The organism is Novosphingobium sp. PP1Y, assembly GCF_000253255.1.
Taxonomy (GTDB): Bacteria; Pseudomonadota; Alphaproteobacteria; order Sphingomonadales; family Sphingomonadaceae; genus Novosphingobium.
This window is the reverse complement of sequence record NC_015580.1, coordinates 1,159,529-1,182,984: the sequence shown is the minus strand read 5'-3', so window position 1 is coordinate 1,182,984 and position 23,456 is coordinate 1,159,529. Positions and strand designations below refer to the sequence as shown.

Annotated in this window: 18 protein-coding genes and 1 pseudogene; 15 read left to right on the top strand and 4 right to left on the bottom strand. The window is 64.6% G+C overall.

Going from position 1 to position 23,456, the window contains the following annotated elements:
- Positions 1 to 58 precede the first annotated feature (58 nt).
- From PP1Y_RS11670 to PP1Y_RS11635, 8 genes and pseudogenes are all read left to right on the top strand, one after another.
- A complete protein-coding gene (locus PP1Y_RS11670; RefSeq protein WP_232512640.1) occupies positions 59 to 1,177 on the top strand; it encodes a GGDEF domain-containing protein in 1,119 nt (372 codons plus the stop codon).
- A 95-nt stretch (positions 1,178 to 1,272) separates the two neighbouring features.
- A pseudogene (locus PP1Y_RS11665) lies at positions 1,273 to 1,955 on the top strand (Fe2+-dependent dioxygenase).
- Positions 1,956 to 2,041: 86 nt separating this feature from the next.
- Positions 2,042 to 4,249: a TonB-dependent siderophore receptor gene (locus PP1Y_RS11660; protein WP_013832419.1), complete on the top strand. Its 2,208-nt coding sequence runs from the start codon at positions 2,042 to 2,044 to the stop codon at positions 4,247 to 4,249.
- Positions 4,250 to 4,305: 56 nt separating this feature from the next.
- Positions 4,306 to 5,115 carry an energy transducer TonB gene (locus PP1Y_RS25750; protein WP_051010020.1) on the top strand — a complete coding sequence of 270 codons (810 nt, stop codon included), beginning with the start codon at positions 4,306 to 4,308 and terminating at the stop codon, positions 5,113 to 5,115.
- A 39-nt stretch (positions 5,116 to 5,154) separates the two neighbouring features.
- The gene (locus PP1Y_RS11650; protein ID WP_013832417.1) at positions 5,155 to 5,826 is read left to right on the top strand and encodes a PepSY-associated TM helix domain-containing protein; all 672 of its coding nucleotides are present in this window, start codon (positions 5,155 to 5,157) and stop codon (positions 5,824 to 5,826) included.
- 7 nt (positions 5,827 to 5,833) lie between these two features.
- Positions 5,834 to 6,337 carry a DUF2271 domain-containing protein gene (locus PP1Y_RS11645; protein WP_013832416.1) on the top strand — a complete coding sequence of 168 codons (504 nt, stop codon included), beginning with the start codon at positions 5,834 to 5,836 and terminating at the stop codon, positions 6,335 to 6,337.
- A 13-nt stretch (positions 6,338 to 6,350) separates the two neighbouring features.
- On the top strand, positions 6,351 to 7,184 hold the full coding sequence (locus PP1Y_RS11640) for a DUF4198 domain-containing protein (protein WP_013832415.1): 834 nt from the start codon (positions 6,351 to 6,353) through the stop codon (positions 7,182 to 7,184).
- Between the two features lie 119 nt (positions 7,185 to 7,303).
- Positions 7,304 to 8,191 carry an FAD:protein FMN transferase gene (locus PP1Y_RS11635; protein ID WP_013832414.1) on the top strand — a complete coding sequence of 296 codons (888 nt, stop codon included), beginning with the start codon at positions 7,304 to 7,306 and terminating at the stop codon, positions 8,189 to 8,191.
- Here PP1Y_RS11635 and PP1Y_RS11630 read toward each other — a convergent pair.
- A complete protein-coding gene (locus tag PP1Y_RS11630; RefSeq protein WP_013832413.1) occupies positions 8,188 to 9,165 on the bottom strand; it encodes a bile acid:sodium symporter family protein in 978 nt (325 codons plus the stop codon). The genes PP1Y_RS11635 and PP1Y_RS11630 overlap by 4 nt on opposite strands.
- 88 nt (positions 9,166 to 9,253) lie before the next feature.
- Positions 9,254 to 10,276 carry an aldo/keto reductase gene (locus PP1Y_RS11625; protein ID WP_013832412.1) on the bottom strand — a complete coding sequence of 341 codons (1,023 nt, stop codon included), beginning with the start codon at positions 10,274 to 10,276 and terminating at the stop codon, positions 9,254 to 9,256.
- Positions 10,277 to 10,628: 352 nt separating this feature from the next.
- On the opposite strand from PP1Y_RS11625, the gene PP1Y_RS11620 reads away from it, so the two are divergent.
- From PP1Y_RS11620 to PP1Y_RS11590, 7 genes are all read left to right on the top strand, one after another.
- Positions 10,629 to 13,001, top strand: coding sequence for a TonB-dependent receptor (locus tag PP1Y_RS11620; protein WP_041558804.1), 2,373 nt, complete (start codon positions 10,629 to 10,631; stop codon positions 12,999 to 13,001).
- 200 nt (positions 13,002 to 13,201) lie between these two features.
- Complete coding sequence (locus PP1Y_RS11615) at positions 13,202 to 14,470, top strand: CynX/NimT family MFS transporter (protein WP_232512636.1); 1,269 nt, start codon at positions 13,202 to 13,204, stop codon at positions 14,468 to 14,470.
- Positions 14,471 to 14,613: 143 nt separating this feature from the next.
- Entirely contained in the window at positions 14,614 to 15,828 is a 1,215-nt protein-coding gene (locus tag PP1Y_RS11610) for an SRPBCC family protein (RefSeq protein WP_013832409.1), read from the top strand.
- A 183-nt stretch (positions 15,829 to 16,011) separates the two neighbouring features.
- Positions 16,012 to 16,497, top strand: coding sequence for a VOC family protein (locus PP1Y_RS11605; RefSeq protein WP_013832408.1), 486 nt, complete (start codon positions 16,012 to 16,014; stop codon positions 16,495 to 16,497).
- 157 nt (positions 16,498 to 16,654) lie between these two features.
- A complete protein-coding gene (ygiD, locus tag PP1Y_RS11600; RefSeq protein WP_007013630.1) occupies positions 16,655 to 17,437 on the top strand; it encodes a 4,5-DOPA dioxygenase extradiol in 783 nt (260 codons plus the stop codon).
- A gap of 41 nt (positions 17,438 to 17,478) precedes the next feature.
- Complete coding sequence (locus PP1Y_RS11595) at positions 17,479 to 18,573, top strand: acetamidase/formamidase family protein (RefSeq protein ID WP_013832407.1); 1,095 nt, start codon at positions 17,479 to 17,481, stop codon at positions 18,571 to 18,573.
- A gap of 84 nt (positions 18,574 to 18,657) precedes the next feature.
- Positions 18,658 to 19,470 (top strand): TauD/TfdA family dioxygenase, encoded by an 813-nt coding sequence (locus PP1Y_RS11590; protein WP_013832406.1) that lies wholly within the window; start codon positions 18,658 to 18,660, stop codon positions 19,468 to 19,470.
- Between the two features lie 48 nt (positions 19,471 to 19,518).
- Here PP1Y_RS11590 and PP1Y_RS11585 read toward each other — a convergent pair whose 3' ends face one another.
- The gene (locus PP1Y_RS11585; protein WP_232512634.1) at positions 19,519 to 21,909 is read right to left on the bottom strand and encodes an acetamidase/formamidase family protein; all 2,391 of its coding nucleotides are present in this window, start codon (positions 21,907 to 21,909) and stop codon (positions 19,519 to 19,521) included.
- 123 nt (positions 21,910 to 22,032) lie between these two features.
- Positions 22,033 to 23,439 (bottom strand): peptidase M20, encoded by a 1,407-nt coding sequence (locus tag PP1Y_RS11580; protein WP_148274955.1) that lies wholly within the window; start codon positions 23,437 to 23,439, stop codon positions 22,033 to 22,035.
- Positions 23,440 to 23,456: the final 17 nt, after the last annotated feature.

Sequence of the window (23,456 nt, the reverse complement as noted above, 5' to 3'; positions counted from 1 at the left end):
TTAGGGATAAATGCGTCGCGCTGCCGGCACAAGCCGGCAAGCTGGGAGAGAAACAGGCGTGCCATTGAGTTCGACAGAGCCGCTCAACGACAGGGTTTATGTTGAGCTCGTCCGCAGCCTCTACGCCAACATCACGCCCGCCCTGATCATGATGCTGGCCTTCATGCTCGCGTTTGGCATCATCTGGCTGGAATCCCCGGGCGAGGATCCACTCCTGATCGTCCTCGGGACGGTGAGCACGCTGGCAAGCCTGGCCCGGTTCCTCGTAACGCTCGCCTATCGCAACACCGCGCTTACGGCAGCCCTTGGCCGCCGCCGGGCGCGCCGGCTCGAACTGGTCTTCGCGGTCCCCTACATCGGCTTTGCGGCTCTGCTCGGGCTTTATGGCGCATACGTCTTCTGGATGCCTTTGACCGAGGCCCATACCATGATCATCGCCCTGCTCGTCGGCTATTGCGCCGGCGTTGCCACAGGCACCGGGCTGCGTCCGAACATCGCCGTTCCCAGCATGTGCCTGGCAATCGGGCCGACGATCCTGATTTCCGCAATCCGCGCCGACCCGGTGCACATCGGCCTTGCCGTCATCACCCTCGCGTTCCTCTTCGCCGGTTCGCAGACAGTGCTGATGCGCCACGATACGACGCGCGCGGAGATCGCCAAACGGCTGGCATCGGTTTCGCTCGCCCGGCGCGACACGCTGACCGCCCTGCCCAACCGGCTGGCGCTTCAGGAATATTACGAGGAAAACGCCGCGACTATCTCTCCCAACGGATTGATCGCCGTGCATTATCTCGATCTCGATGGCTTCAAGCCGGTCAACGATACTTATGGCCACGGGGTCGGCGATGCCCTGCTAACGTCGGTGGCCAGCCGCCTGCGCGGCGCGATCCGCAGCGGCGATATCGTTGCGCGTCTGGGCGGAGACGAATTTGCCGTCATCCAGTTCGGTCTGCAGCGCGCGGACGAGGCTGACCTGCTTGCCCGCCGGATCGGCGCAAACATCGCGCAACCTTTCGAAATCGGCGATCACAGCGTCTCGATCAGCACCTGCATCGGAACCGTGGTCAGCACAGACCGCGGCCAGCGACTCGACCTGTTGCTGCAGGAAGCGGACGAGAAACTCTACGCCCGAAAGCGGGCCCGCGGCGAAACCGCGGCACTGCGCGACATCGCCTGAATTGCAGCCCGGAAATCACCCGCGAGAGTCTTCGCGGTTGTCTTGGGGCCCTCTCCTGACCTAGGTGCGCGGCCTTCAATCATGGAGAGAGACGCATGTTGCTCAAGCTTGAGGGAGTGATGTCCCCCGATGACGTTGCCGCCTGCCGCGCCCTGATCGATTGCGGAGATTGGGTCGACGGCAACGAGACGTCCGGCCACCAGTCGCGTCTGGCCAAGAACAACCTGCAACTGCGCAGCGGCAGCGCCGAGGAGCGTCAGGCCGGGGAGATGGTCGCCGCCGCGCTTGGCCGCACGCCGCGGTTCGTTGCGGCCGCCCTGCCGCTCAAGGTCTTCCCCCCCTGTTCAACCGCTACGGCGGCGGGCAGGCGTTCGGCGCCCATGTCGACAATGCGATCCGGCAGGTCCAGGGCACAGAATTCCGCATTCGCAGCGACTTGTCCTGCACCCTGTTCCTGACCGAGCCCGAGGACTACGACGGCGGCGAACTGGTGATCCAGGACCTCTACGGCGAACAGCGGGTCAAGCTGCGCGCCGGAGACATGGTGCTCTACCCCGCGTCGAGCCTGCACCGCGTGACGCCGGTCACGCGCGGTGAGCGCATCTCCAGCTTCTTCTGGCTGCAGAGCATGGTTCGCGACCACGGCGAGCGCGAACAGCTCTATCGCCTCGACTGTTCGATCCAGACGCTGTCGGCCGAGCGCGGCGGGCAGGATCCGGTCGTTCTGGAGCTGACCAACCTCTACCACAACCTGCTGCGCCGCTGGGCGGACACCTGATTGTTAATGAAAATAATTCTCATTAAGCATTGACTCGTTGCGACTGACTCGCAATAGCCCCTGTCGAGATTCAACAGGGGAGTTTTATGACGCGTACCCGCATTACTGGCGGCCAGGCGGCCGCCAGCTTCGTCGCTCTGAGCTGCGTTGGCTTCATTGCGACAGCACCGGTTCAGGTCTCGGCGCAGGAAGCCAAGGACCAGCCGGTCCGCCTCGAGGGCGTCTCCGTCACAGAAAGCGCCATTGAAGAAGATTACGGCGCCGATCGCGTCCAGAGCCCCAAGTCCACGGCTCCGCTGATCGACACCCCGCGTACCGTCAATGTCATCACCACCGACGTGCTCAAGGACACCGCGTCATTCGATTTCGCCGATGCCCTGCGCACGGTACCCGGCATCACGCTTGGCGCCGGCGAAGGCGGCGTCGCCAGCGCCGACATTCCACTGATCCGCGGCGTCGACGCCACCTCGGACACTTACGTCGACGGCGCCCGCGACGTCGGCTCGCAGACCCGCGAGACATTCGCGGTGGAGCGCATAGAGGTCTTCAAGGGGTCCACGGGAGCGTTCGGCGGCCGAGGCTCGGCCGGCGGCGCCATCAACATCGTCTCCAAGATGCCGCGCGACGGCAACTTCGCCAATGCTGACGTGACCGTAGGCACCGACGACTTCAAGCGCGTCGCCGTCGACGTAAACCAGAAGCTGGCCGAAAAGCTGGCCGTGCGCATCAACGGCATGTGGCACGATGCCGATGTCGCCGGGCGTGACGCGGTCTTCAACAAGCGCTGGGGCATCGCTCCTTCCGTCACCTGGGGGATCGGCACGGAGACCACCGCGACGCTCTCGTACTACCACTACGAAACCGACGACATGCCGGACTACGGCATTCCGATCACCTCGCGCGGCCAGCTCGACGGCGTGCTGCCCGAGGGATCGCGCCGGCCCGCCGACACCGACTACGACAACTTCTACGGCCTGGCCGACCGCGACTTCCAGAAGACCAAGGTCGACTCCGTCACCTTTCAGTTCCAGCATGACTTCGGCCGCGGCTGGGTCCTGTCGAACACCGCCCGCTGGTCGCGCGTGCGCAACGACTACATCGTCACAAACCCCGATGACAGCAAGGGCAACGTCGCCAACGGCCTCGTCTGGCGCGGGGTCAAGAGCCGCAATTCGCTCAACCAGAGCCTCGTCAACAACCTGAACCTGGCAGGCCGGTTCAAGACCGGCGGCATTGAGCACAGCATCGCGATGGGCTTCGAGATGTCGGCTTCCGACACCGACCGCTACTCATACTCGGTCGATACCGGCGACAGCACCTGCGCTTCACTGGCGGACTACAACTGCACCACGCTCGACAATCCCAACCCCTCGGATCCGTGGACCGGGACGATCACCCTCAACCCGGACAGCGGTGTCCTGACCCGCGCCGAAGACTACAGCTTCTACGCCTTCGACACGGTCACGATCATCCCGCAGCTGCTGGTCAACGGCGGCGTACGCTGGACCAGCTTCAATATCCGTGCGAGCGGTTCGAGCCGCGGCGTTCCTTACTCGGTCGACAAGAAGACCGACTTCTGGACCTGGCAGGGCGGCGTCGTCTTCAAGCCGGTCGAGAATGCCAGCATCTACTTCTCCTATGCGGACTCGGCCACGCCTCCGGGCGCGGACGTCGGCGAAGGCGCAAATGCCGTGAGCGGCACCAACGCCAATTACGAACCGCAAACCATGGAAAACTGGGAAGTGGGCGCCAAGGCCGATCTCCTCGGCGGTGCACTCAGCCTGACGGCAGCCGCATTCCAGATCGACCGCAGCAACATTCGCGACTTCAATCCGGAAACCGGGGATCAGATGATCATCGCCAACAAGGCGCGCATCAAGGGCTTCGAAGTCGGTGCGTCGGGCCGCGTCGGGCCGGTCTCGCTGCTTGCCGGGTATAGCTACACCGACAGCTCGTTGCGCGACAGCAGTGCGGACAACGGCAACGCCCTGCCCAACACGCCCAAGCACAACGTGGCGCTCACCTCGACTGTCGACGTGACCGACCGGTTCAGCATCGGCGGCGGCGCCTATCACGCCTCCAAGCGCTATGCCGACACGGCGAACCTCATCGAGGCGGACGGCTACTGGCGCTTCGATGCCAATGCCGGCTTCCGCTTCAACGAGAACTTCTCGGTCAAACTGAACCTGCGCAACCTGACCGACAAGCGCTACGTCACGAAGCTGCGCAACCCGCACTTCGCGGTGCCTTCCGCAGGACGCCAGGCGCTCGTCACGCTCAGCGCGAGCTACTGAGGCCAGCCTGACTCCGCCCCTTCCCTGCCCCCCGAAATTGCATGTTGAGGACGACCATGGAACTATCCATTACCGATACCCTTGACCCGATCGCATCCGGGCAGGCGAAGGGCGCGGCGCGCCCGAAGGAACGCGCGCCGAAGGACGAGACGACATGGATCGTCCCATTCGCGCCCACCCCGGTCGCCCGGGAACCTGAAATTGACCGAGTTCTTGAACCATCCGGTGCGCGCTATGCCCCGGGCGGCTTCAACTATCGGGCCTTCGCGATCGTCGCCGCGATCCATGTCCTCGCCATTGCCGTCCTGCTCGGTATGGGCGTGGTCAAGGTTGCGAAGGCGCCGCAAAAGCACCTGACGGTCTTCGCCGTCTCCCCGCCAGCACCCCCGCTCGAGCCTGCGCCTCAACCCGAGATCGAGCCGCAACCGCTGGTCCAGGAAGCGCAGCCGACAGTCGTCAAGCCGATGATCGAGCTGCCGTCGAAGTCCCCGATGGTGATCGACGCGGCCCCGGTGCAGAGCGCGGTTGCCGTCAAGGTCGATGCGCCGCCAGCGCCCAAGGCCCCGCCCGCGCCACCGGCCCCGGTGACCCCGCCCGATTTTTCCGCCGCCCAGCTCAACAATCCCGGCCCCACCTATCCCTACGCCGCACGCCGCGCGCGGGAGCAAGGCACGGTGATGCTCAAGGTCCTGGTCACGCCCGAAGGCCGCGCCGGTGACATAGAGATCAACGAGTCCAGCGGCTTCGATCGGCTCGACAAGGCCGCGATCCAGACCGTGCGCAAGTGGCGCTTCGTTCCGGCCAAGCAGGCCGGGAAGCCCGTTGCCGCCTGGGTGCTCGTGCCCGTCGGCTTCCACCTGAACTGATCCATGAACGAGACCGCCTTGCCCGATACGACCACGACCATGCGCGTCGGCGCCAATGCCACCCCCTCGGGTCGATCGGGCTGCACAGCCCGCCCGCGCAGGAAACTGACCCGCGGCTTCTGGCTGCGCCACCTGCACACCTGGCACTGGATCAGCTCGGCCATCTCGCTCGTCGGCCTGATGCTCTTCGTGTTGACCGGGTTCACCCTCAACCACGCCGCCGACATCAGCTCCCAACCGCAGGTCGTCGAGGGATCGGCAAACCTCCCGGCCGAGATGCGCGAAAGCCTCTCCGGCCTCGCCACCGAGGGCAAGGCCCCGCTTCCCGGCGACCTGCGAACCTCGCTGTCCAGCCAGACCGGCATGGCCGTTTCGCAGGCTCCCGCCGAACTGAGCGAGGACGAGGTCTATCTCGCCATGCCGCGTCCCGGCGGCGATGCCTGGATCGCGATCGATCGCACCAGCGGCAACGTCACCTGGGAAAGCACCGACCGCGGCTGGATCTCCTACCTCAACGACCTGCACAAGGGCCGCGACACCGGCAAGGCATGGCGCATGTTCATCGACGTCTTCGTGCTGTCGGCCATGGTCTTCATCGGCACCGGCTTCGTGCTGCTCTGGCTCCATGGCCGAAACCGCCCGGCGACCTGGCCGCTCACCGGCCTCGGCTTCCTGGTGCCCTTCCTGCTCGCCCTTTTCTTCATTCACTGAGGACATCATGCGCAAGACTTCGCTTTTCGCCCTGACCGGCGCTGCCACCATCGCCAGCCCGGCGATGGCCGACACGATGACCGTCGACATCACCATCCCGCGAATGTCGGTCGCCGAATACCACCGCCCCTACGTCGCCGTCTGGCTGGAAGGCGAAGGCGGCAAGGTGCGCACGCTATCCGTCTGGTACGACAAGGACAAGCGCGGCGGCGAAGGCAAGAAGTGGCTCAACGAAATGCGCACTTGGTGGCGCAAGGCGGGCCGCAGCGCATCGATTGACGGCGTCTCGGGCGCAACGCGTGCCCCCGGCCCGCAGAAGCTTTCGATCCCGGCCGCCGCCCTGCGTGGCCTGCCCGCCGGGAATTACCAGCTCGTGGTCGAGGCCGCGCGCGAAGTCGGCGGCCGCGAAGTCGTCAAGCTGCCCGTCTCGCTGGGCGGCAAGAGCGCATCGACCGCCCGCGCCAGCGGCAAGACCGAACTCGGCAGCGTTGCCGCCACCATCAAGCCCTGAAAGGACTGACCTCATGAAAATGCGCAGCCGTCTTGGCGCCCGCGCCGCCTTCCTTGCCATCTCGCTGGCCGTCGTCCTGCCCGGATCGGCCCAGGCGCACCGAGCCTGGTTCCTCCCCTCCGAGACGATCCTGTCCGGCGAAGATGCCTGGATCACAGTGGACGGAGCGGTTTCGAACGACCTGTTCTATCCCAACCACTTCCCGCTCGGCACCGACGGCGTGAAGGTCGAGAAGCCGGACGGCAGTGCCGGGTCGATCGAGAACGCGGCCAGCGGCAAGATCCGCTCCACCTTCGATCTGCACCTGGACCAACCAGGCACCTGGAAGATCGGCAACATGCGCAGCGGCGTGTTCGGCCGCTACAAGCTGAACGGCGAGCAGAAGCGCCTGCCGCGCGGCGCTCAGGCAAGCGAGATCGAGAAGCTGATCCCGGCCGGCGCAACCGATGTCGAAGTCCGCGAAAACCTGATGCGCAACGAGTTCTTCGTGACGCTCGGCGCACCGACCGACACCGTTTTTACGCCGAGCGGCAAGGGCTTGGAATTGGTTCCCGTAACCCACCCCAACGATCTCGTCGCAAACGAGGAAGGCGTGTTCCGCTTCCTGATCGACGGCAAGCCTGCTGCCGGCATTGAACTGACCGCCATCCTCGGCGGCGGCCGCTATGCCAACCAGCCGGTCGAAGTGAAGGCGACCAGCGACGCCAAGGGTGAAGTCAGGCTCGCCTGGCCGCAGCCGGGCATGTACTGGCTCGAGGCCGAGACCAAGGACAAGAACACCAGCGTCCCCGGCGCGACCGAGCGCGGCCTCGGCTACGTCACGACGCTGGAAGTCATGGCGCCCTGATCCGGCTGCCCATGACCTGAAGGAGAGCCGCAATCCGCATCGCCATTCCGTCGGTCGACTGGCCTGACGCGCTGCTGACCCCGCCTGTGGGAGAAGTCGTTTCGTTCGGCGGACGGTCCATGGCCACGACATGGTCGGTGCGGCTCGTGGCCGAACCCAGCCTGGAAGTCGGCAGGTTGCGCCGCGATTGCCAGTCCGCGCTGGACCGCGTCGTCGCGCAGATGAGCCAGTGGGAACCGGACTCCGATCTCAGCCGCTTCAACCGCGCCGGTGCGGGCGAATGGCTTCCGCTTCCGCCCGAATTCGCAGCGGTCATGGCAGAAGCGCTCGACATCGCACAATTGACGGGCGGGGCCTTCGATCCCACGGTCGGCGGGGCGAGCGAGGCCTGGGGCTTCGGCGCCAGCCCGGCCACGCTAGCGCCAACCTGCGACGCGCTCGATACCCTTGCCTCGCCCCAGGGCTGGAAGCGGCTGGACTTCGCACCCGATCCGGCACGCCTGCGCCAACCGGGAGGGATCGCCCTCGACTTGTGCGCCATCGCCAAGGGCTACGGGGTCGACCGGCTCGCCGAAACAGTCACCGCCGCCGGCGCCTCATCCTTCCTCGTCGAAGTCGGCGGCGAATTGCGCGCGCAGGGCCTGAAGCCCGATTTCCAGCCATGGTGGGTGGATCTCGAGGAGACTGGCGGCGAGGGGCTCACGCCCTTGCGCATTGCGCTGAGCGGCTGCGCGGTCGCGACCAGCGGCCACACGCGCCGGTTCCATCAAGTGGACGGCATGCGGCTTGGCCATACCATCGACCCGGCTACCGGCGCGCCGCTGCGCAATGGCGCCCAAAGTGTGACGGTGCTGGCCGAGACCGCGATGCGCGCCGACGCGCTCGCGACGGCGCTGATGGTGATGGGTGAGGCCGCCGAGGACTTCGCAAGGCAGCACGGCATCGCAGCGCGCATCGTGGCCGAGACCGAGATACTCACCCCCGCACTGGCGGCAATGCTCGATTAGGCCATCGCCTCGCGGGTGGCCTGCGCGGCATAGCGACGCGCGAGAATGGCGCAGACCATCAGCTGGATCTGGTGAAAGAACATCAGCGGCAGGATGATCGCGCCCACTTGCGCCTGTGTGAACAGCACGCCCGCCAGGGGAACGCCGGTCGCAAGACTCTTCTTCGAACCGCAGAAGACCAGGACGATCAGGTCCTCTCGCGAAAAGCGCATCGCCCGACCGAGCATGTTCGCCGCCAGCAAGACGAGGGCGAGGATGGCAATCGATATTCCCGCGATCAGCGCCAGTTCGCCGATGGTCACGCGGCTCCACAGCCCGTCGATGACGGCAGCCCCGAAAGCGGTGTAGACGACCAGCAGGATCGAGCCGCGATCGGTGTAGCCCAGCACTTTCTTGTGCCGCGCCACGAACTCGCCGATCCAGGGGCGCAGGAAATGGCCGGCAAGGAACGGCAGCAGCAGTTGCACGGAAATCGTGATCACCGGATCGCTCGAGAAACCGCCCTGCTTCCCGGTGATCAGCACCGCAGTCAGCAAGGGCGTCACGAAGATGCCGGCAAGGTTGGAGAAGGAGGCACTGCACACCGCAGCGGCAACATTGCCCCCGGCAATCGCGGTAAAGGCGATAGATGACTGCACTGTGGAAGGCAGCAGTGTGAGGAACAACACGCCGGTAGCCAATGCCGGGTCCAGACCGGGAATCGCAGAAACCGCCAGCCCGATCAGCGGGAACAGGACGAAGGTGAGCGATGCCACCGAGACATGCAGCTTCCAGGCCCGCGCGCCGTCCACGATCGCCTCGCGCGAGAGCTTGGCCCCGTGCAGGAAGAACAGCAGCGCAATGCCCGCGTCGGCAACTCCTCCGGCAATGTCGGCAAAGACCCCGCGCGCCGGCAGGACCGAGGCAAACGCAACGGTCGAGACCAGCAGCAGCAGGTAGGGGTCGATATTGAAGCGGGCGAGCAATCGGTTCATCGGGTATCCTGTCCGGCGCGGCCGCCTAGCACGGGAAACCGAGCCAGGCGACGCTACTTTTGCTTGAAACTGTCTCCACCGGCCGCACTCAACCGAATACCGGTCCCTCGCCCGCTCCGGCGCTGCGGATGGCCTGCGCGATCTGCCCCAGATCCGTCGCGTCGAGTTCGAGCCCGGCAGCTGCGACCCAGCCATCGACCTGCGCCGGACTGCGCGCGCCGACTATGGCCCCGGTCACGCCCGGCATTGCCAGCGCCCAGGCCACCGCGACTGCCGCCTGCGAAACTCCGTGGCGCTCGGCCACCGGCTTCATCGCCTCGGCCACGGCAAGATTGCGCGCCAGGGCATCGCCTGTGAAGTCCGGGTGGCTCGAACGCCAGTCGTCCGAGGGCAGTCCGGCCACCCGCTCGGCAGAAAAGCCGCCGGAAAGAAGCCCCGACTGCATCGGACTATAAACGATCACCCCGGTATCGCGGGCCAGGCACCATGGCAGTTCCCGCGCCAGCGCACCGCGCTTGATCGCCGACAGCGGCGGCTGGAGGGTGTCGACATGGCCAAGCGCTTCGGCTTGCTCGAGTTGGACGGCATCATGGTTCGAAAGGCCGACGGCCCGCACCTTGCCCTCGGCTTTCAGGTCCAGCAAAGCCTGCCAGTATTCATCCAGCTCGCTGCCGTCTTCCGCGGGCCAGTGCATCTGCAACAGGTCGATGACATCGACCCGAAGTCGGCGCAGCGAATCCTCGCATTCACGGCGGATGGAATCCTTGCGACCGACGCGCAGCTTGCTCTTGCGGTCCGCCGGATCCCAGACCTGCCCGCACTTGGTGAAGACATAAGGCCGCTCGGCCTGCGGGATTTCGGCAAGCGCGCGAGCGACCACTTCCTCGGAATGACCGAGACCGTATATCGCCGCAGTATCGATCCAGTTTACCCCGCGCTCGGCCGCATGACGGATCGCCCGCACCGAATCCGCATCGTCCTGCGCCCCCCATCCGACTGCCCAGTCCGGACCGCCGATGGCCCAGGCCCCGAAGCCGACGCGACTGATCTCCATTCCCGTGCGGCCCAGCGTGGCCTTGCGTAGTGTTGTAGGCGAAGCGGTCGCAGTCATGTGGCCTCCCGGGCATGTCCATCCATTCACATGCATTGGCCTTTGGCAGACGCGGGCCGTGCGGTCTTGATGCTGGGTACGCCCGCGCTTTGACCTGAGACGCCATCCGCGCACTTCTTGCGCGGTGCAACCGGTCGCCGACCCTGTACCAGAGCCTCGTTCGCGACCTGAAATAAAGGGATATTCCCCCTCTTGCCGCATGGCTCCGGGGGGGCTCCAGTCAAGTACTTATTCGCAAGTGCACAAGACCCGTTGCCGCCGAACCGCCAGATTTCAGGACAAGCGGCCGACCCAGACAATGACGAGCCGCAGACCGGGAATGGGTTCTGTCGTCATGTTTCGGGGAGCTTTCATGAACACCAAATCTCACATCGCCTATGCCCTGGCCTGCAGCGTATCCATGCTCGCATTCGCATCGAATAGTGCCCATGCCGCCGAGGCCGAAGCCCAGGCACCGACGCCGGGGGAAACCGGCATCACCGACATCGTCGTCACGGCCGAGCGCCGCGAGGTGAGCCTTCAGGAGGCCCCGCTCTCGGTCAGCGCTGTCACTTCCGAAACGCTCAAGGCGGCAAACATCACCGACATCACCGGCCTCAACGGGTCGGTGCCCGGTCTCGTGGTTGCGCGCAGCGGTGGCGGCGAACGGATCATCACCATCCGCGGCATCGGATCCGAAACGCCGGAGAACACCAACACGCAGCCGGGCGTCTCCTACCACATCGACGGGGTCTACATTTTCAACTCGATCGCCGCGAGCGCAGCCTTCATCGACGTTGCCCAGGTCGAAGTCCTGCGCGGCCCGCAGGGGACCCTGTTCGGCCAGGGTTCGACCGGCGGCACGATCAACGTCGTCTCGATCGAACCGAGCACCGATGCGCTGTCCGGCAACGTCAGCGCCGGGATCGGCAACTACAAGTACATGGAAGGCTCCGGCGCGCTCAACGTACCGCTGAGCGACACGCTCGCGATCCGCGGCGCGATCCAGTACACCAAGCACGACGGCTACGCCTATGCGACCAAGGTCCCCGGCGTCGACAAGTACGACCTCGACGATCAGGACGAGACCGGCTGGCGCATCGGCGCCAAGTGGTCGCCCGCGCCGAACTTCTCGATCACGCTGAACACGGTGCAGTACGACAGCAAGACCAACGGCCCGGCACAGAAGAACATCCTCGATCCCGATACCGATCCGCGCGTCCTGACGCAGGACTATCCCGGCAGGTCGGAGGTGAAGACCGAGCTTTATACCGGCGTGATCAAGTGGGAGACCCCCTTCGCCACGATCAAGTCGATCACCGGCTACCAGAAGCTGCATTCCGAGCAGGCATGGGATGCCGACGGGCTCGATACCGAGCTCTTTTTTGCCAACACCTACAATCCGATCAGCTTCACCGGCGTCAGCTACGACCACGTTCCTCTCTGGGCTTCCGATACCGAGAGCTGGAGCCAGGAAATCAACATGACCTCGAACGGCAACGGTCCGTTCAATTGGGTCCTGGGCGGCGTCTACCTGCACTCGAAGAACAGCCAGTACATCAACGAGTACCGCAGCTACGACGACAACTTCCTGCAGCCCGCGCTGCCGGTCGATACAGCCTTCGACGATCCACTGGTCGGCAATCTCACATACGCCGAGCTATCGTCGATCAAGCGCGAGCTTTATGCCTTCTTCGCGCAGGGCACCTACGAAGTGACGAGCCAGCTCAAGCTCACGGCAGGCGTGCGCTACAACCACGACAAGGCCTCGGGAGCCTATGACAGCCTGTCGGGCGGGACGTCCAACCAGACTTCAGGCGCCTACATGCAGCCGGCATCCACTGGCAGCCGCAAGGCCGATGCCTGGACCGGCAAGGTTGCGCTGGATTACCAGATCACCCCGGAAAACATGGTTTATGCAAGCTGGACCCGCGGCTTCAAGCCGGGGGGCATCAACTCGGCTTCGGCTTCGGGCGGCAGCTTCTCGGTCCTGCCGACCTACAAGCAGGAGACCGTGGACTCCTTCGAGGCCGGCACCAAGAACCGCTTCATGGACGACACGCTGCAGATCAACGCTTCAGCCTTCCTCTACCAGTACAAGAACATGCAGTTCCTCGAGGAAGATCCGATCCTCTACGGCGAGGGCATCAGCAATGCGCCCAAGGCGCGGGTCTATGGCCTGGAACTGGAAAGCACCTACGTGCCGACCGACGGTCTGCGCTTCGACGCTTCGCTGTCCTGGCTGGAGGGCAAGTTCACCTCGCACTACGCAGCGCTCGATCCCACCGCGGCGACCGATGCGCAGAACGCGGCGGGCTATCCTGACTACCTGTTCTGGACCAACTTCTACAACGCGGTCCTTGCCCGCGATGCCGCGCGCGCCGACATCAAGGGCAACCGCATTCCCAAACTGCCGCGCTGGCAGGGCACCATTGCCGCAACCTACAATGCTGAGGTCGGCCCCGGAGAACTCACCACCCGCGCGCAGTTGATCTATCGCGGCAAGTACCAGTACCGCCTGTTCAACGACGGCGCCGTCGACCTCACCCCGTCCTACACGCAGGTCAACCTGATGGCGAAGTACGAGCCGGAGGGGACCAACACCGACATCACCCTGCGCGTGATCAACCTGTTCGACGAGGACGGCGTGAACTCGCGCTTCTCCGATCCCTATGGCAGCGCGCAGGTGTTCGACACCTACATCCCGCCACGGCAGGTGATCCTCTCATTCGGGTATCGCTTCTGATCTGACTGGAAGCCCTCACCTCCAGCGCCGGGGCGCGTCGACCGAAAGGCCGGCGCGCCCCGCTTCGTCTCGGCACCTCTTCACCGGACGATCAAGTCTTCAGGCGCGCACCATCAAGAGTGTACGGCGGCACCGTGAGAGCTTCGAGCCTGTCGAATCCCGGAAAAGGTTTCCGGATCGCAATGCCTGCAGGAGCCCCCATGCCGCGTAACGTACAGGTCATGTTTGCCGCTTCGCTTGCCTTCTTCTTCGTCACGGCAACGACCTTCACGTCGCTGGGATACGTCCTTTACACCATGGTTGCAGAACTGGGCTGGTCCAAGGCCGCGGCAGGCCTCAGCTTCTCTCTGCTGGGCCTGGCCTGCGGGATCGCCAGTCCCCTGCCGCCAGTGATGATGAAGACGGTCGGCACGCGCATGACCATGTTCCTGGGCTGCCTGGTGCTTGCCGCCGGTTTCCTGATCGCCTCGATGATCAGCGACCTGACCTACTTCTTCATCGCCACCTCGCTCATGGGCATCGGCTTCACCCTCGCCGCGCCTTCGCCCGCGGTGTACCTGCTGGCGACGTGGTTCCCGCGCACCTCGGCGCGGATGATCGGCTTCTACTTCATGATCGGATCGTCGGGTGGCATCGCCGGTCCGCTGATCGTCGGCACCATCGTCGGCCTGACCGGCGACTGGCGCCTGCACTGGATGGTCATGGCCATCTGCGCGGCACTGGTCGGCCTCGTCTGCCTGATATGCGTGCGCGACGCGGTGAAGGTCGAAAGCGTCGAACAGGTCAAAGGCCCGGGCGACAAGCGCGATGGCGCCGCCGCCCAACCCCGGAACTGGACTGTACGCGAGGCCCTGTTCAACCCGACCTTCGTGACCCTTGCGGTGATCATGACGGTCGTGCAACTGGTCGTTACTTCGACCCATTCGATCCTTGTCGCCCACATCGCCACCCTCGGCGACGGCGCCGCACCCGGCGCAATCGCCATGAGCCTGCTGGCCTTTGCCGGAACCGGGGCCAAGGGCGTGACAGGCGCCGTGTGCGAACGTTATGACCCGCGCCGCATCCTGATCGCCGGGCTCATCCTCCAGGCCGCGGCCATGGCGGTACTGTGGTCCTCGCCCCATGTCCTCGTTGCTTGTGGAGCCGCCGCGCTGTTCGGCACCGGCTGGGGCATGACCTGGCTCTCCGCCCATGTGCTGATCCTGCGCTACTTCGGTGCGGCCATCGCCGGCGACATGACCGCGATGGCAACCACGGCGACCACGCTCGCGGTACTGGGCCCGGTCGGCGCAGGGACCATCGCCGACCTGACCGGCAGCTACGCCCCGGCCATGCTGGTCTTCTCGATCCTTCTAGTCGGCGCGACCGCCGTCGCCGTGCTGTTCCTGCGTGCGCCGCAGCAGCGCCCGCAAGGCGACGAGGCACAAGGCGGGACGGACGGCGTCGGAGAACTCGTTCCGGCCGAATGAGCCCGAGCGTGGCGGGGCCCAATGCCAAAAATCACTACGCCCAGCGCAAAGCCGCCCCCCTGCGAAGCGGCTAACCTCCCAATATCGTCGGAAAGCGCACGAGGCGCATTCCACCGGTTCGCCCAAAACGGAAACAGGCCAGAATGACTCTCCTCAACGACCAGTTTTTCGACAGTCTCGCGAGTTCCAAGCTCGACACGCTCGAGGCCGACACCCTGCCGCCGGCCTGCTATACGAGCGAGGAATTCTTCCACTTCGAGATGGACGCCATCTTCCAGCATGAATGGCTGTGCGTCGGCCGCGAGGAATGGCTCGGCGAGCCGGGCGACTTCTTCACGGTGACCCGCGCCGACGAGCCGATCATCGTATCGAAGACCCGCGACGGATCGATCAAGGCCCTGTCGGCCGTGTGCCAGCACCGCGCGATGCTGGTTGCCGAAGGGCAAGGCAACGCACGTGCCTTCGTCTGCCCCTACCATCACTGGACATACGATCTCGACGGCACCCTCGTCGGCGCGCCGGCCATGAGCAGGACCTGCAACTTCGACAAGAAGGCCGCGGCCCTGCCCGAGATCCGTCACGAGACCTGGCACGGCTTCATCTTCATCAACCTCGATCCCGAGGCAGAACCGCTGACCCCTCGCCTTGCCGCGTTGGAGCCAGTCGTCGCCAATTACGACTTCGCCTCGCTGCGCGGCCCGCGCCCTGAGGAGCCGACCGTGTTCCCGTGGAACTGGAAGGTCATGCTGGAGAACAACAACGACGGCTATCACGCCAGCCGTCTGCATGCCGGCCCGCTGCACGACTTCATTCCCAGCGGCCTCGCCAGCTTTCCGGAAGTTCCCGAGAACTCGGCGGGCTACTACCGGCTCAACGGAACGCTTCACAGGAACGCCGCATTCAACGCCACCCAGCGCTCGGTCTTCCCGGTCTTCCCGAAGCTGACCGAAGAAGAGCAGAACCGGCTGCTTTTCGTGAACTTGCCGCCGAGCCTCTCGCTCGTCGTGCTCAACGATACTGTCCTCTATCTCATCATGGACCCGCGCTCGGCCGGATCGCACGCGCTGACGATCGGCACGCTCATGGTTCCCGAGGCAATGGACGATCCGCTATTCGACCTGAAAATGAAGATGAACGACCAGGCGGTCGAGGAAATCGTGGCGCAGGACTTCCACGTCGACGAACTCGTCCAGCAAGGGCTGCGATCCAAGCACGCCCCGCGCGGCCGCTATTCCTGGCAGGAAGGGGCCCAACGCCTTCTCAACGTCTGGCTCGTCGAACGCTACTGGGCTGAGTGGGACCGCCGTCGCGGCCCCTCGGCTCCGGTTACCGAGATCAAGCGCTCCGGCGCTGCCTGATCTCACTTATTGCACTGTCCATTCCCGACGGCTGCGGCGTCCGACTCCGGTCGGGCGCCGCCTTTTTGCATGGGCCGTCGCCGCGCCGAAAATCGTCGCGCGAGATCAAGGAATTGTGCGCGTGGCGCCGAGCAAAGTTCCCGCGCCACACTAGGCCTTGTTCCCAGCACAAGGGAGCTATCGATGACCAACAGCCTGATTTTCTTCGACTTTGCCACTGACAATCCGGACAAGGCCGGAAAATTCTACGCCGAAGTCTTCGGTTGGGAAGACGATGCGCGCATGGGCGGGCTCTATCACCGCATGGTCCCGGGCGGCTTCTTCAAGAACAAGGACGGGTCGGACAGCCAGATCGGCAATCTCCACTTCGGCGTATTCGACGCCAGGAACGCTCGCCCCAATCCCAATCCCGACGGCGCGGAGCCGCGCACGCTTTCGACTGAAGGGCGCAAGGCGCGGATCTGGGTACTGGTGAGCGATGACGACACCCCGGAGCGCATCCTCGACACCGCGGAAAAGCTCGGCGCCAAGATCCTGTGGCGCAACCACTACTGGAAGGAATTCAACGGGTTCAACCACTGCTTCGCCGACCCCTGGGGCAACGAGATCCTGCTCTGGGTGAAGGCCGGCGAAAACCCGCAGATCCCGGAGGGCTATACCTGCGAATAAGGCCCTCCCCTTCCCGGTCCTGCGGCAGCGCGACAAGTTCTTGTGCGCCGCGCCGCAAGACCGGGAACACGGCCCCGGCCTAGCCTTCCCCCAACAGCAAAAGATCTACGGCGCCCATCGGGTCGGTCGCCGCGGGAACTCAACGGAGCACACGACAATGAGCCGCCTCCCCATCGTCTTCTTCGGACATGGCAGCCCCATGATCGCCCTGGAAAAGAGCGACGTGACGAAGACCTGGAACGAGATGGCCACGCGGATCGGCAAGCCCAGGGCGATCCTGTGCATTTCCGCGCACTGGCAGACCCGCGGCACGGCCGTGACAGCAATGGCCCAGCCGCGCACGATCCATGACTTCGGAGCCTTCCCGCAGGCGCTTTTCGATGTCCAGTACCCCGCCCCCGGCGATCCCGAGCTGGCCGCCCGCGTCAAGGAACTGCTGGCGCCCATGCCGGTCGGCCTCGATGCCAACTGGGGCCTCGACCATGGCACCTGGTCGGTCCTCGTCCACGCCTATCCCGAAGCCGATGTGCCGGTGATCCAACTCGGCATGGACATTGCCAAGACCCCGGCGGAGCACTGGCTGGTGGGGCGTATGCTGCGCCCCCTGCGCGATGAAGGCGTGCTGATCATGGGCACCGGCAACATCGTCCACAACCTGCCCGCGATGGACTGGGCCAATCCCGCCGCCGCGCCATACCCTTGGGCCGAGCAGTTCAACACCGCGATGTGCCAAGCCATTGCCGGCGACGATCCCAGGACCGTCATCGATTACGAGGCGCTTGGCGAGGCCGCGCGCCTGTCGGTGCCCAGTTCGGACCACTTCCTGCCGCTGCTCTATGTCCTGGGCGCCAGGCACGAGGGCGAAAACGCCCGGTTCGACCCGCATTTCATCCAGCACAAGTCGCTCAGCATGACGAGCGTCCTGATCGACGAGGCCTGAGCCGCCCCTTTCCCGTTTCCACCTGTGTCACAGGAGTTTAGATGGCACTGATCGACCTGAAGCCCGAGTTCGCCAAGCAGACCGCCGCGCCCAGCGCCCTGCACCATCTCAAGGCCACGCCGGAGACGGTGCACTGGGGTTACTTCTCTCCCGAAATCAAGCCCGCCCTGACCGTCAGGAGCGGCGACCTGATCTCCGCGCAGGCCGTCACCCACCATGCCGGCGACGATCCCGAGCTGATGTTCGACGACGATATCCGCCGGATCTTTACCGAGATCGATCCCAGCACCCGCGCACCGGGCTGCCACATCATGACCGGCCCGATCTACGTCGAAGGCGCGGAGCCGGGCGACATGCTGGAAGTGCGCTATTTCCAGATGAAACCGCGCATGAACTACGGCTCGAACCTGCAGGCGAACTGGGGCCACCTCTACGAGGAATTCGGCGAGACCGAGCGCGTGACGATCTACAAGATCGATCCCAACGCCAATACCGCCAGCGCTCTCTATGCCTATGACGTGGCGGAAAAGTACGTCGAACCCGGTCGCATTACCCATTGCCCGGAATGCGACCGCTCGCCCGCCCTGCCCGGCATCACCCTCCCTGCCCGTCCGCACCTTGGCACTGCCGGCGTCGCGCCCGCCGTCAACGATCCGGTCAGCACGATCCCGCCCGGCCTGCACGGCGGAAACATCGACAACTGGCGCATCGGCGCGGGTTCGACGATGTACTACCCGGTGCAGGTCAAGGGCGGCCTGTTCTCGATCGGCGATCCCCACGTCAGCCAGGGCGACGGCGAGATAAGCGGCACTGCCATCGAAGCATCGCTCGACGTCCTGTTCCAGATCATCCTGCGCAAGGACTTCTCGTTCCCCTCGCCCCTGCTCGAGACGCCGGACTGCTGGATCGTCCACGGCTTCGGCGAGGATCTCGACCAGGCCATGAAGGGCGCGTCGCTGGATATGCTCCACCTGCTCACCGAGCATCAGGGCCTCTCGCGCCATGACGGCTATTCGCTGATGAGCGTCGCGGCAGACTTCGGCGTGACCCAAGTGGTCGATGGCACCCAGGGCATCCACTGCCGCATCGAACGGCGCATCTTCCCCGAGAAGGGCACCGTGATCGATCCCGAATGAACATGCCGATTACCGAGAGTGTGCCGGGCGTTCCCAACCGTCCGGCACACGCCTGTTGCTTCTGATGACGAAGGAAAGTGGACGATGGGGTATGAAATGATCGAGGTGCGCCCGATGACCAAGCGGATCGGCGCCGAGATCTTCGGCATCGACTTGCGAGAACCGCTGGGCAACCAGGCCTTCGCGGAAATCCACGATGCCCTGATGAAGCATCAGGTCGTCTTCTTCCGCGACCAGCGGATCGACCACGAAGCGCACAAGGCCTTCGGCCGCGCCTTCGGCAAGCTGCACATGCATTCTGCCGTGAAGGGGCTGGACGATCACCCCGAAGTGGTCGCCATCCATGCCGACGAAAACAGCAAGTTCGTCGCCGGCGAGAAGTGGCATTCCGACCTCTCGTGCGATCCCGAACCGCCGATGGGCTCGATCCTCTACATGCACACCCTGCCCGAGACCGGGGGCGATACCCTTTTCGCCAGCATGTACGCCGCCTACGAAGGCCTGTCAGAACCGATGAAGGCGTTTCTCGAACCGCTGAGCGCGGTCCACGATGCGAACCCGGTCTACAAGGCGCTGTTTCCGGACATCCAGAAAACCTACGAATGCAACAGCCACCCGGTCATCCGCACCCATCCCGTGACAGGGCGCAAGCTGCTCTTCGTGAACTCCTCCTACACCACGCGCATCAACGGGCTTTCACTGGAGGAAAGCGATGCGGTGCTCGGCTTCCTGTACGAGCACATCAAGAACGCCAACTTCCATGTGCGCTTCCGGTGGGAGCCTCACTCGATCGCGTTCTGGGATAACCGCTGTACCCAGCATTTCGCGGTGTGGGACTACTTTCCGGAAGTGCGCTCAGGCTTCCGCGTTACGGTCGCAGGCGACCGCCCCTTCTGATCCACTTCCGTCACTCCGTCGCCAATGCCGACGGGGTGACGAGCGACCTCAGCTGGTGAACAGTGCCTTGCGGATCACCGCATGTACGCCGAAGTTTCCGTTTACCACCTGGCTCACACCGAAATCGACACCTACCGATAGCAGCGATATCGCCTCGTCCTCGCTGAGCTGCTTGGCCGTCATCAGGAAACGGCGGGCCTTGCGGAATGCGTCGCGCATCGCGGAATCGATCGAGGACTGCTTGTACACCTCGCTCTGCGCGTCTTCGCCCAGTTCCTTGAGGTAATCTGGGTGGCTGAAGCCCATGACCACCCACTCGGTCTCGGTCTCGATCAGCGGGTAATCGACATCCTTCAACTGCTCGATAAGGCCCGAGGCCTTGTGGTGGACGACCTGGATCAATCCGGTCATCGAGCATTCGATAGCCGTGCCGCACAGTTCGCTATCGCCTTGCGAAGCATGCGGATCGCCAAGCGAGAGCAATGCCCCGGCTACCTGTACCGGCAGGAAGACGCGCGCGCCCGGGCCGGTGCGCCAGTTATCGAGATTACCGCCGAATGAAGCCGGAGGGACCGAATCCACCAGTCCACCATAGGCAGGTGCGACTGCGATCACGCCGAAGTGCGGGCGGATCGGGATCTCGACATTTCGCAGGACGTCGTAATTGCGCTCGATCGTCGCGGGATCGACAGGGACGCCCGGATAGTCATAGCGGCTATGGGCAATGCCGGAGGGATCGACCTGTTCAGTCCAGCGATACTGGTAGACGGCGTGGGCCGTGGGCGTGCGCGCGCCGGTCGCCTCGACCTCGTAGATCGTGATGACTTCGCGCTTCTTCGGCTCGGTCAGCAGGTCCTGGTAGTGGAAGCCCCAGTAAGTCGCGGCATTGCTGCCGAAACACTTGCCTGCAAAGCGCGGGTTGCCGCTGGGACGGGGCTTGAGATCGAGAATGCGTACTTCCACGAGGTCGCCCGGCATGGCGCCCTCGATCGCAATGGGACCGGTGCAGATGTGAACGCCGAACCCCTCGCCCGGCCCGCGGCCGAAGGCGCTGGCATCCATCGGGCCTGCGCCGCGCCGGTCAACCGCCTTGCCGTGCTCATCCCAGTGGTAGACGCTTTCCGCGCCCGGATCGCCGTGAACCATGCGCTCGGGATCGTCGTTGGCGTGATGGGTCAACGTCTCGATAGTGATGAAATCGCCCGAGCGGACGTGAAGCGCTGGCTTCAGGTCCTTGCTGAGATAACCCCAATGCACTGTTTCGGGCGAGGCCGGAAGATGGTGATGGCGGACCGGCTGGCCGTCGGGCAGGAACTGCGCGGCATCGAGAGCGGGAGCTGACGCCCCCTCCTCCTCGCCGTCCGCGTCCTTGTCGGGCTCGCGTCGGGGGTCCGGCTCCTCGGCAGCATCGACCAGCTTTTCTTCGCCGGAACTGTCCTGCTTTGCCGCACTGCGTTCACCGCGGGCCGGACGGCCGCGCCGGAGCAGCTCTACCGCCTCCTGCTCCTGTGACTGGGCCTTGCGATATTCGCGCGGCGAGATGCCGTACTGTTCGCGAAAGGCCCGGCTGAACGAAGCAGAATCGTTGAAGCCCCATTCGAACAGGATGTCCGAAATCGACTTCTGCACATGAAGCGGGCTGCGCAAGTCGAGGCGGCAGCGCTCAAGGCGCCGCACCTTGACGTAATGGCCGAAGGAATCGCTGATCGATTCGAACAACTTCTGGAGATAGCGCGGCGAAATCCCGTGCTCCGCGGCAACCTGCTGGTAATTGAGATCGGGGTCGGACAGGCGGATCTCGATCGTCTGGAAAATGCGTTCCAACAGTGCCGCACGCATGCCTGCCGCGCCGCCCAATGCCTTTGCCGGCGCGTTGTCTAGCAGGCTGGTGACGAGGAATTCGGGGAACGCCAGTTCAATCGGCCGCGCCTGGTCGGTGGTGATGTCCGAGATCGTGTCCGCAAGCGAACGAAGCATCCCGGCAAAGACGCGCGCAGTGCCGGTATCCGTCGCGATCTTGCGCGGTGCGCCGCCGATTGGCGTCTTCAACCGCATTGACAACTCACTGTGCGGCACCTGCACGATCAGGCTGCGGTTATCGCCCGCGAATGACAGATGCACCGGTGAATCGCCTTTGCCACAGATCATCTCGCCGTCGCCGAGCCGGATTTCCTGCTGCGCGTCGCGCATCGTCGCACTACCGTCGAGAATAATCGCCAGCCAGTAGGTCTGCGGCTGCTCGCGAAAGTCGATCGACCAGGACTGCGGCGTGCCGGTGACACGAATGAAGTCGATATTGGTGCTGGAGCGGAATTGGATCAACTCACCATAGAGCGTCGCCTCATCTACCTCGTCGAGCGTGAGCGACAGGCGCTTGAGCGCAAATCGCCACGCGTCACGGCGCTGTTCCTTGGGATAGACGTTCGTTGTTATGCGCAAAGCGAGGACCACCCGATAAGCTGGTGGCACCCTGTCCCGGGCTATGAACGCTTCTTAACTCTGGCGACCTTTCTGCAAGGTTTATCCAGCGTTTAGGCTACCGGCAAGGGGCATTTCACCCGGTCAGAAAGGCGTATCGTTACCGTACACGCTGGATATCCCGGCAATCTGTCCAGGCGCATCGCCACGGCCGCAAACCGCCAGCATCGTCAGCGCATAAACGAGCGCGCTGGAGGCCATGTCATCGCGCGTCGGCCGCCAGCGCGGCATGCCGGTGGTGACTGCCGGAACGCGGTGCATGTTGAACACATTGTGATCGCGCCACATGCTCGAATAGACCGGATGTGCGGGCTCCAGCGGCGCTCCGCGGGCCAGCCTGGTGGCGGCATCGACCGCACCGACAAGCGGAGCGACTTCGTCCGGGCGGGCCTCGAAACCATGGCGCACGACAACAGGCTCGACATCGAAGTCCTGGCCCGCGACCCCGCGCATGGCCTCGACGATGCCGTGATAGGCGTCCGCCGCCTTCTGCCTGGGGTTGAGCGAGACGTCGATATAGAGCGCGCAGACTTCGGTGCCTGCCCCGAAGTCGATTGGCATTCCGCCGCGCACCGACGCGATCTGGACCTTGGGCGCGATGGCACCGCTATCGGTCTCCAACCGGCTCCTGCGTTCGAAGTCCAGCCCCCAAGCATGAAGCGCATCGATTACAGGGCCAAGGCGGTAGATCGGGTTGGGATGAGCCCGCGCATCCTCAGGCGCATCGAGAATCGGCGAGAACACACCCTGGCCGAATATGCGGACCCGGAACAGCGCATAGCCGCAGCCCTGCCAGGTCAGGCCGTAATCGGTGCCTTCAGCGGCAATCGCATAGTCGGGCGCCACGCCGCCATGATGGAACAGGTAATGCGCGCCGATGTCCTTTCCGTTCCAGTCGATGCCTGTGAATTCCTCGATCGGTTCAGGACCGATCTCACCCGGACAGGCCGTAAGCCAGGTCTTCCCGGCCAGCCCGATACCCGCCTTGCGCAGCGCCTTGGCGGCGATGAGGAAGCAGGACATCGGCCCGCGATCGTTGGAGATCGGATAACCGCGCAGCCGCCCTTCCTCATCGACCCAGCACTTCGTCCATTCCGGATCGGCCAGCGTACTCTCGCGGTAGCGGAACTTGTCGTGTTCGCGCATTCCGCTGGGACTCTCGGTATCGAGATGCGCCGTGAACAGCAGGTTCGCCCCGCGCCCGTTGCCGCCGTATTCACCGATGACGTTCGGCCGCTCAGGCGTTGCGCCGACCTTGCGCGGGCGAAAGCCCTCCTGCGCCATCCAGTCGTGCACGAATTCGGCTGCCGCCAGTTCCTCGCGCGAGCGACTGGGAATATTGCCGAGGGTCAGGGCTAGTTCGACGAGTTCGTCCGCATCGATGGCAGCGGCGATCGCGGCGCGCTCTTCTTCGCTCACCGCATAAGGCGCGCTGGCAGGATCGGCGAAGCCCCCTGCGGCGGCCAGTTCGTTCTCGCAATAGTCAGCCAAACCGGCCTCCCCAAATT

Bases quoted from the DNA above. Each gene is read 5' to 3' on its own strand.
- PP1Y_RS11615 (WP_232512636.1), top strand. From the start codon at position 13,202: ATGCCGCGTAACGTACAGGTCATGTTTGCCGCTTCGCTTGCCTTCTTC.
- PP1Y_RS11630 (WP_013832413.1), bottom strand. From the start codon at position 9,165: ATGAACCGATTGCTCGCCCGCTTCAATATCGACCCCTACCTGCTGCTG.
- PP1Y_RS11635 (WP_013832414.1), top strand. From the start codon at position 7,304: ATGGCCACGACATGGTCGGTGCGGCTCGTGGCCGAACCCAGCCTGGAA.
- PP1Y_RS11620 (WP_041558804.1), top strand. From the start codon at position 10,629: ATGAACACCAAATCTCACATCGCCTATGCCCTGGCCTGCAGCGTATCC.
- PP1Y_RS25750 (WP_051010020.1), top strand. From the start codon at position 4,306: ATGGAACTATCCATTACCGATACCCTTGACCCGATCGCATCCGGGCAG.
- PP1Y_RS11590 (WP_013832406.1), top strand. From the start codon at position 18,658: ATGGGGTATGAAATGATCGAGGTGCGCCCGATGACCAAGCGGATCGGC.
- PP1Y_RS11650 (WP_013832417.1), top strand. From the start codon at position 5,155: ATGCGCGTCGGCGCCAATGCCACCCCCTCGGGTCGATCGGGCTGCACA.
- PP1Y_RS11610 (WP_013832409.1), top strand. From the start codon at position 14,614: ATGACTCTCCTCAACGACCAGTTTTTCGACAGTCTCGCGAGTTCCAAG.
- PP1Y_RS11640 (WP_013832415.1), top strand. From the start codon at position 6,351: ATGAAAATGCGCAGCCGTCTTGGCGCCCGCGCCGCCTTCCTTGCCATC.
- ygiD (WP_007013630.1), top strand. From the start codon at position 16,655: ATGAGCCGCCTCCCCATCGTCTTCTTCGGACATGGCAGCCCCATGATC.
- PP1Y_RS11605 (WP_013832408.1), top strand. From the start codon at position 16,012: ATGACCAACAGCCTGATTTTCTTCGACTTTGCCACTGACAATCCGGAC.
- PP1Y_RS11625 (WP_013832412.1), bottom strand. From the start codon at position 10,276: ATGACTGCGACCGCTTCGCCTACAACACTACGCAAGGCCACGCTGGGC.
- PP1Y_RS11595 (WP_013832407.1), top strand. From the start codon at position 17,479: ATGGCACTGATCGACCTGAAGCCCGAGTTCGCCAAGCAGACCGCCGCG.
- PP1Y_RS11660 (WP_013832419.1), top strand. From the start codon at position 2,042: ATGACGCGTACCCGCATTACTGGCGGCCAGGCGGCCGCCAGCTTCGTC.
- PP1Y_RS11645 (WP_013832416.1), top strand. From the start codon at position 5,834: ATGCGCAAGACTTCGCTTTTCGCCCTGACCGGCGCTGCCACCATCGCC.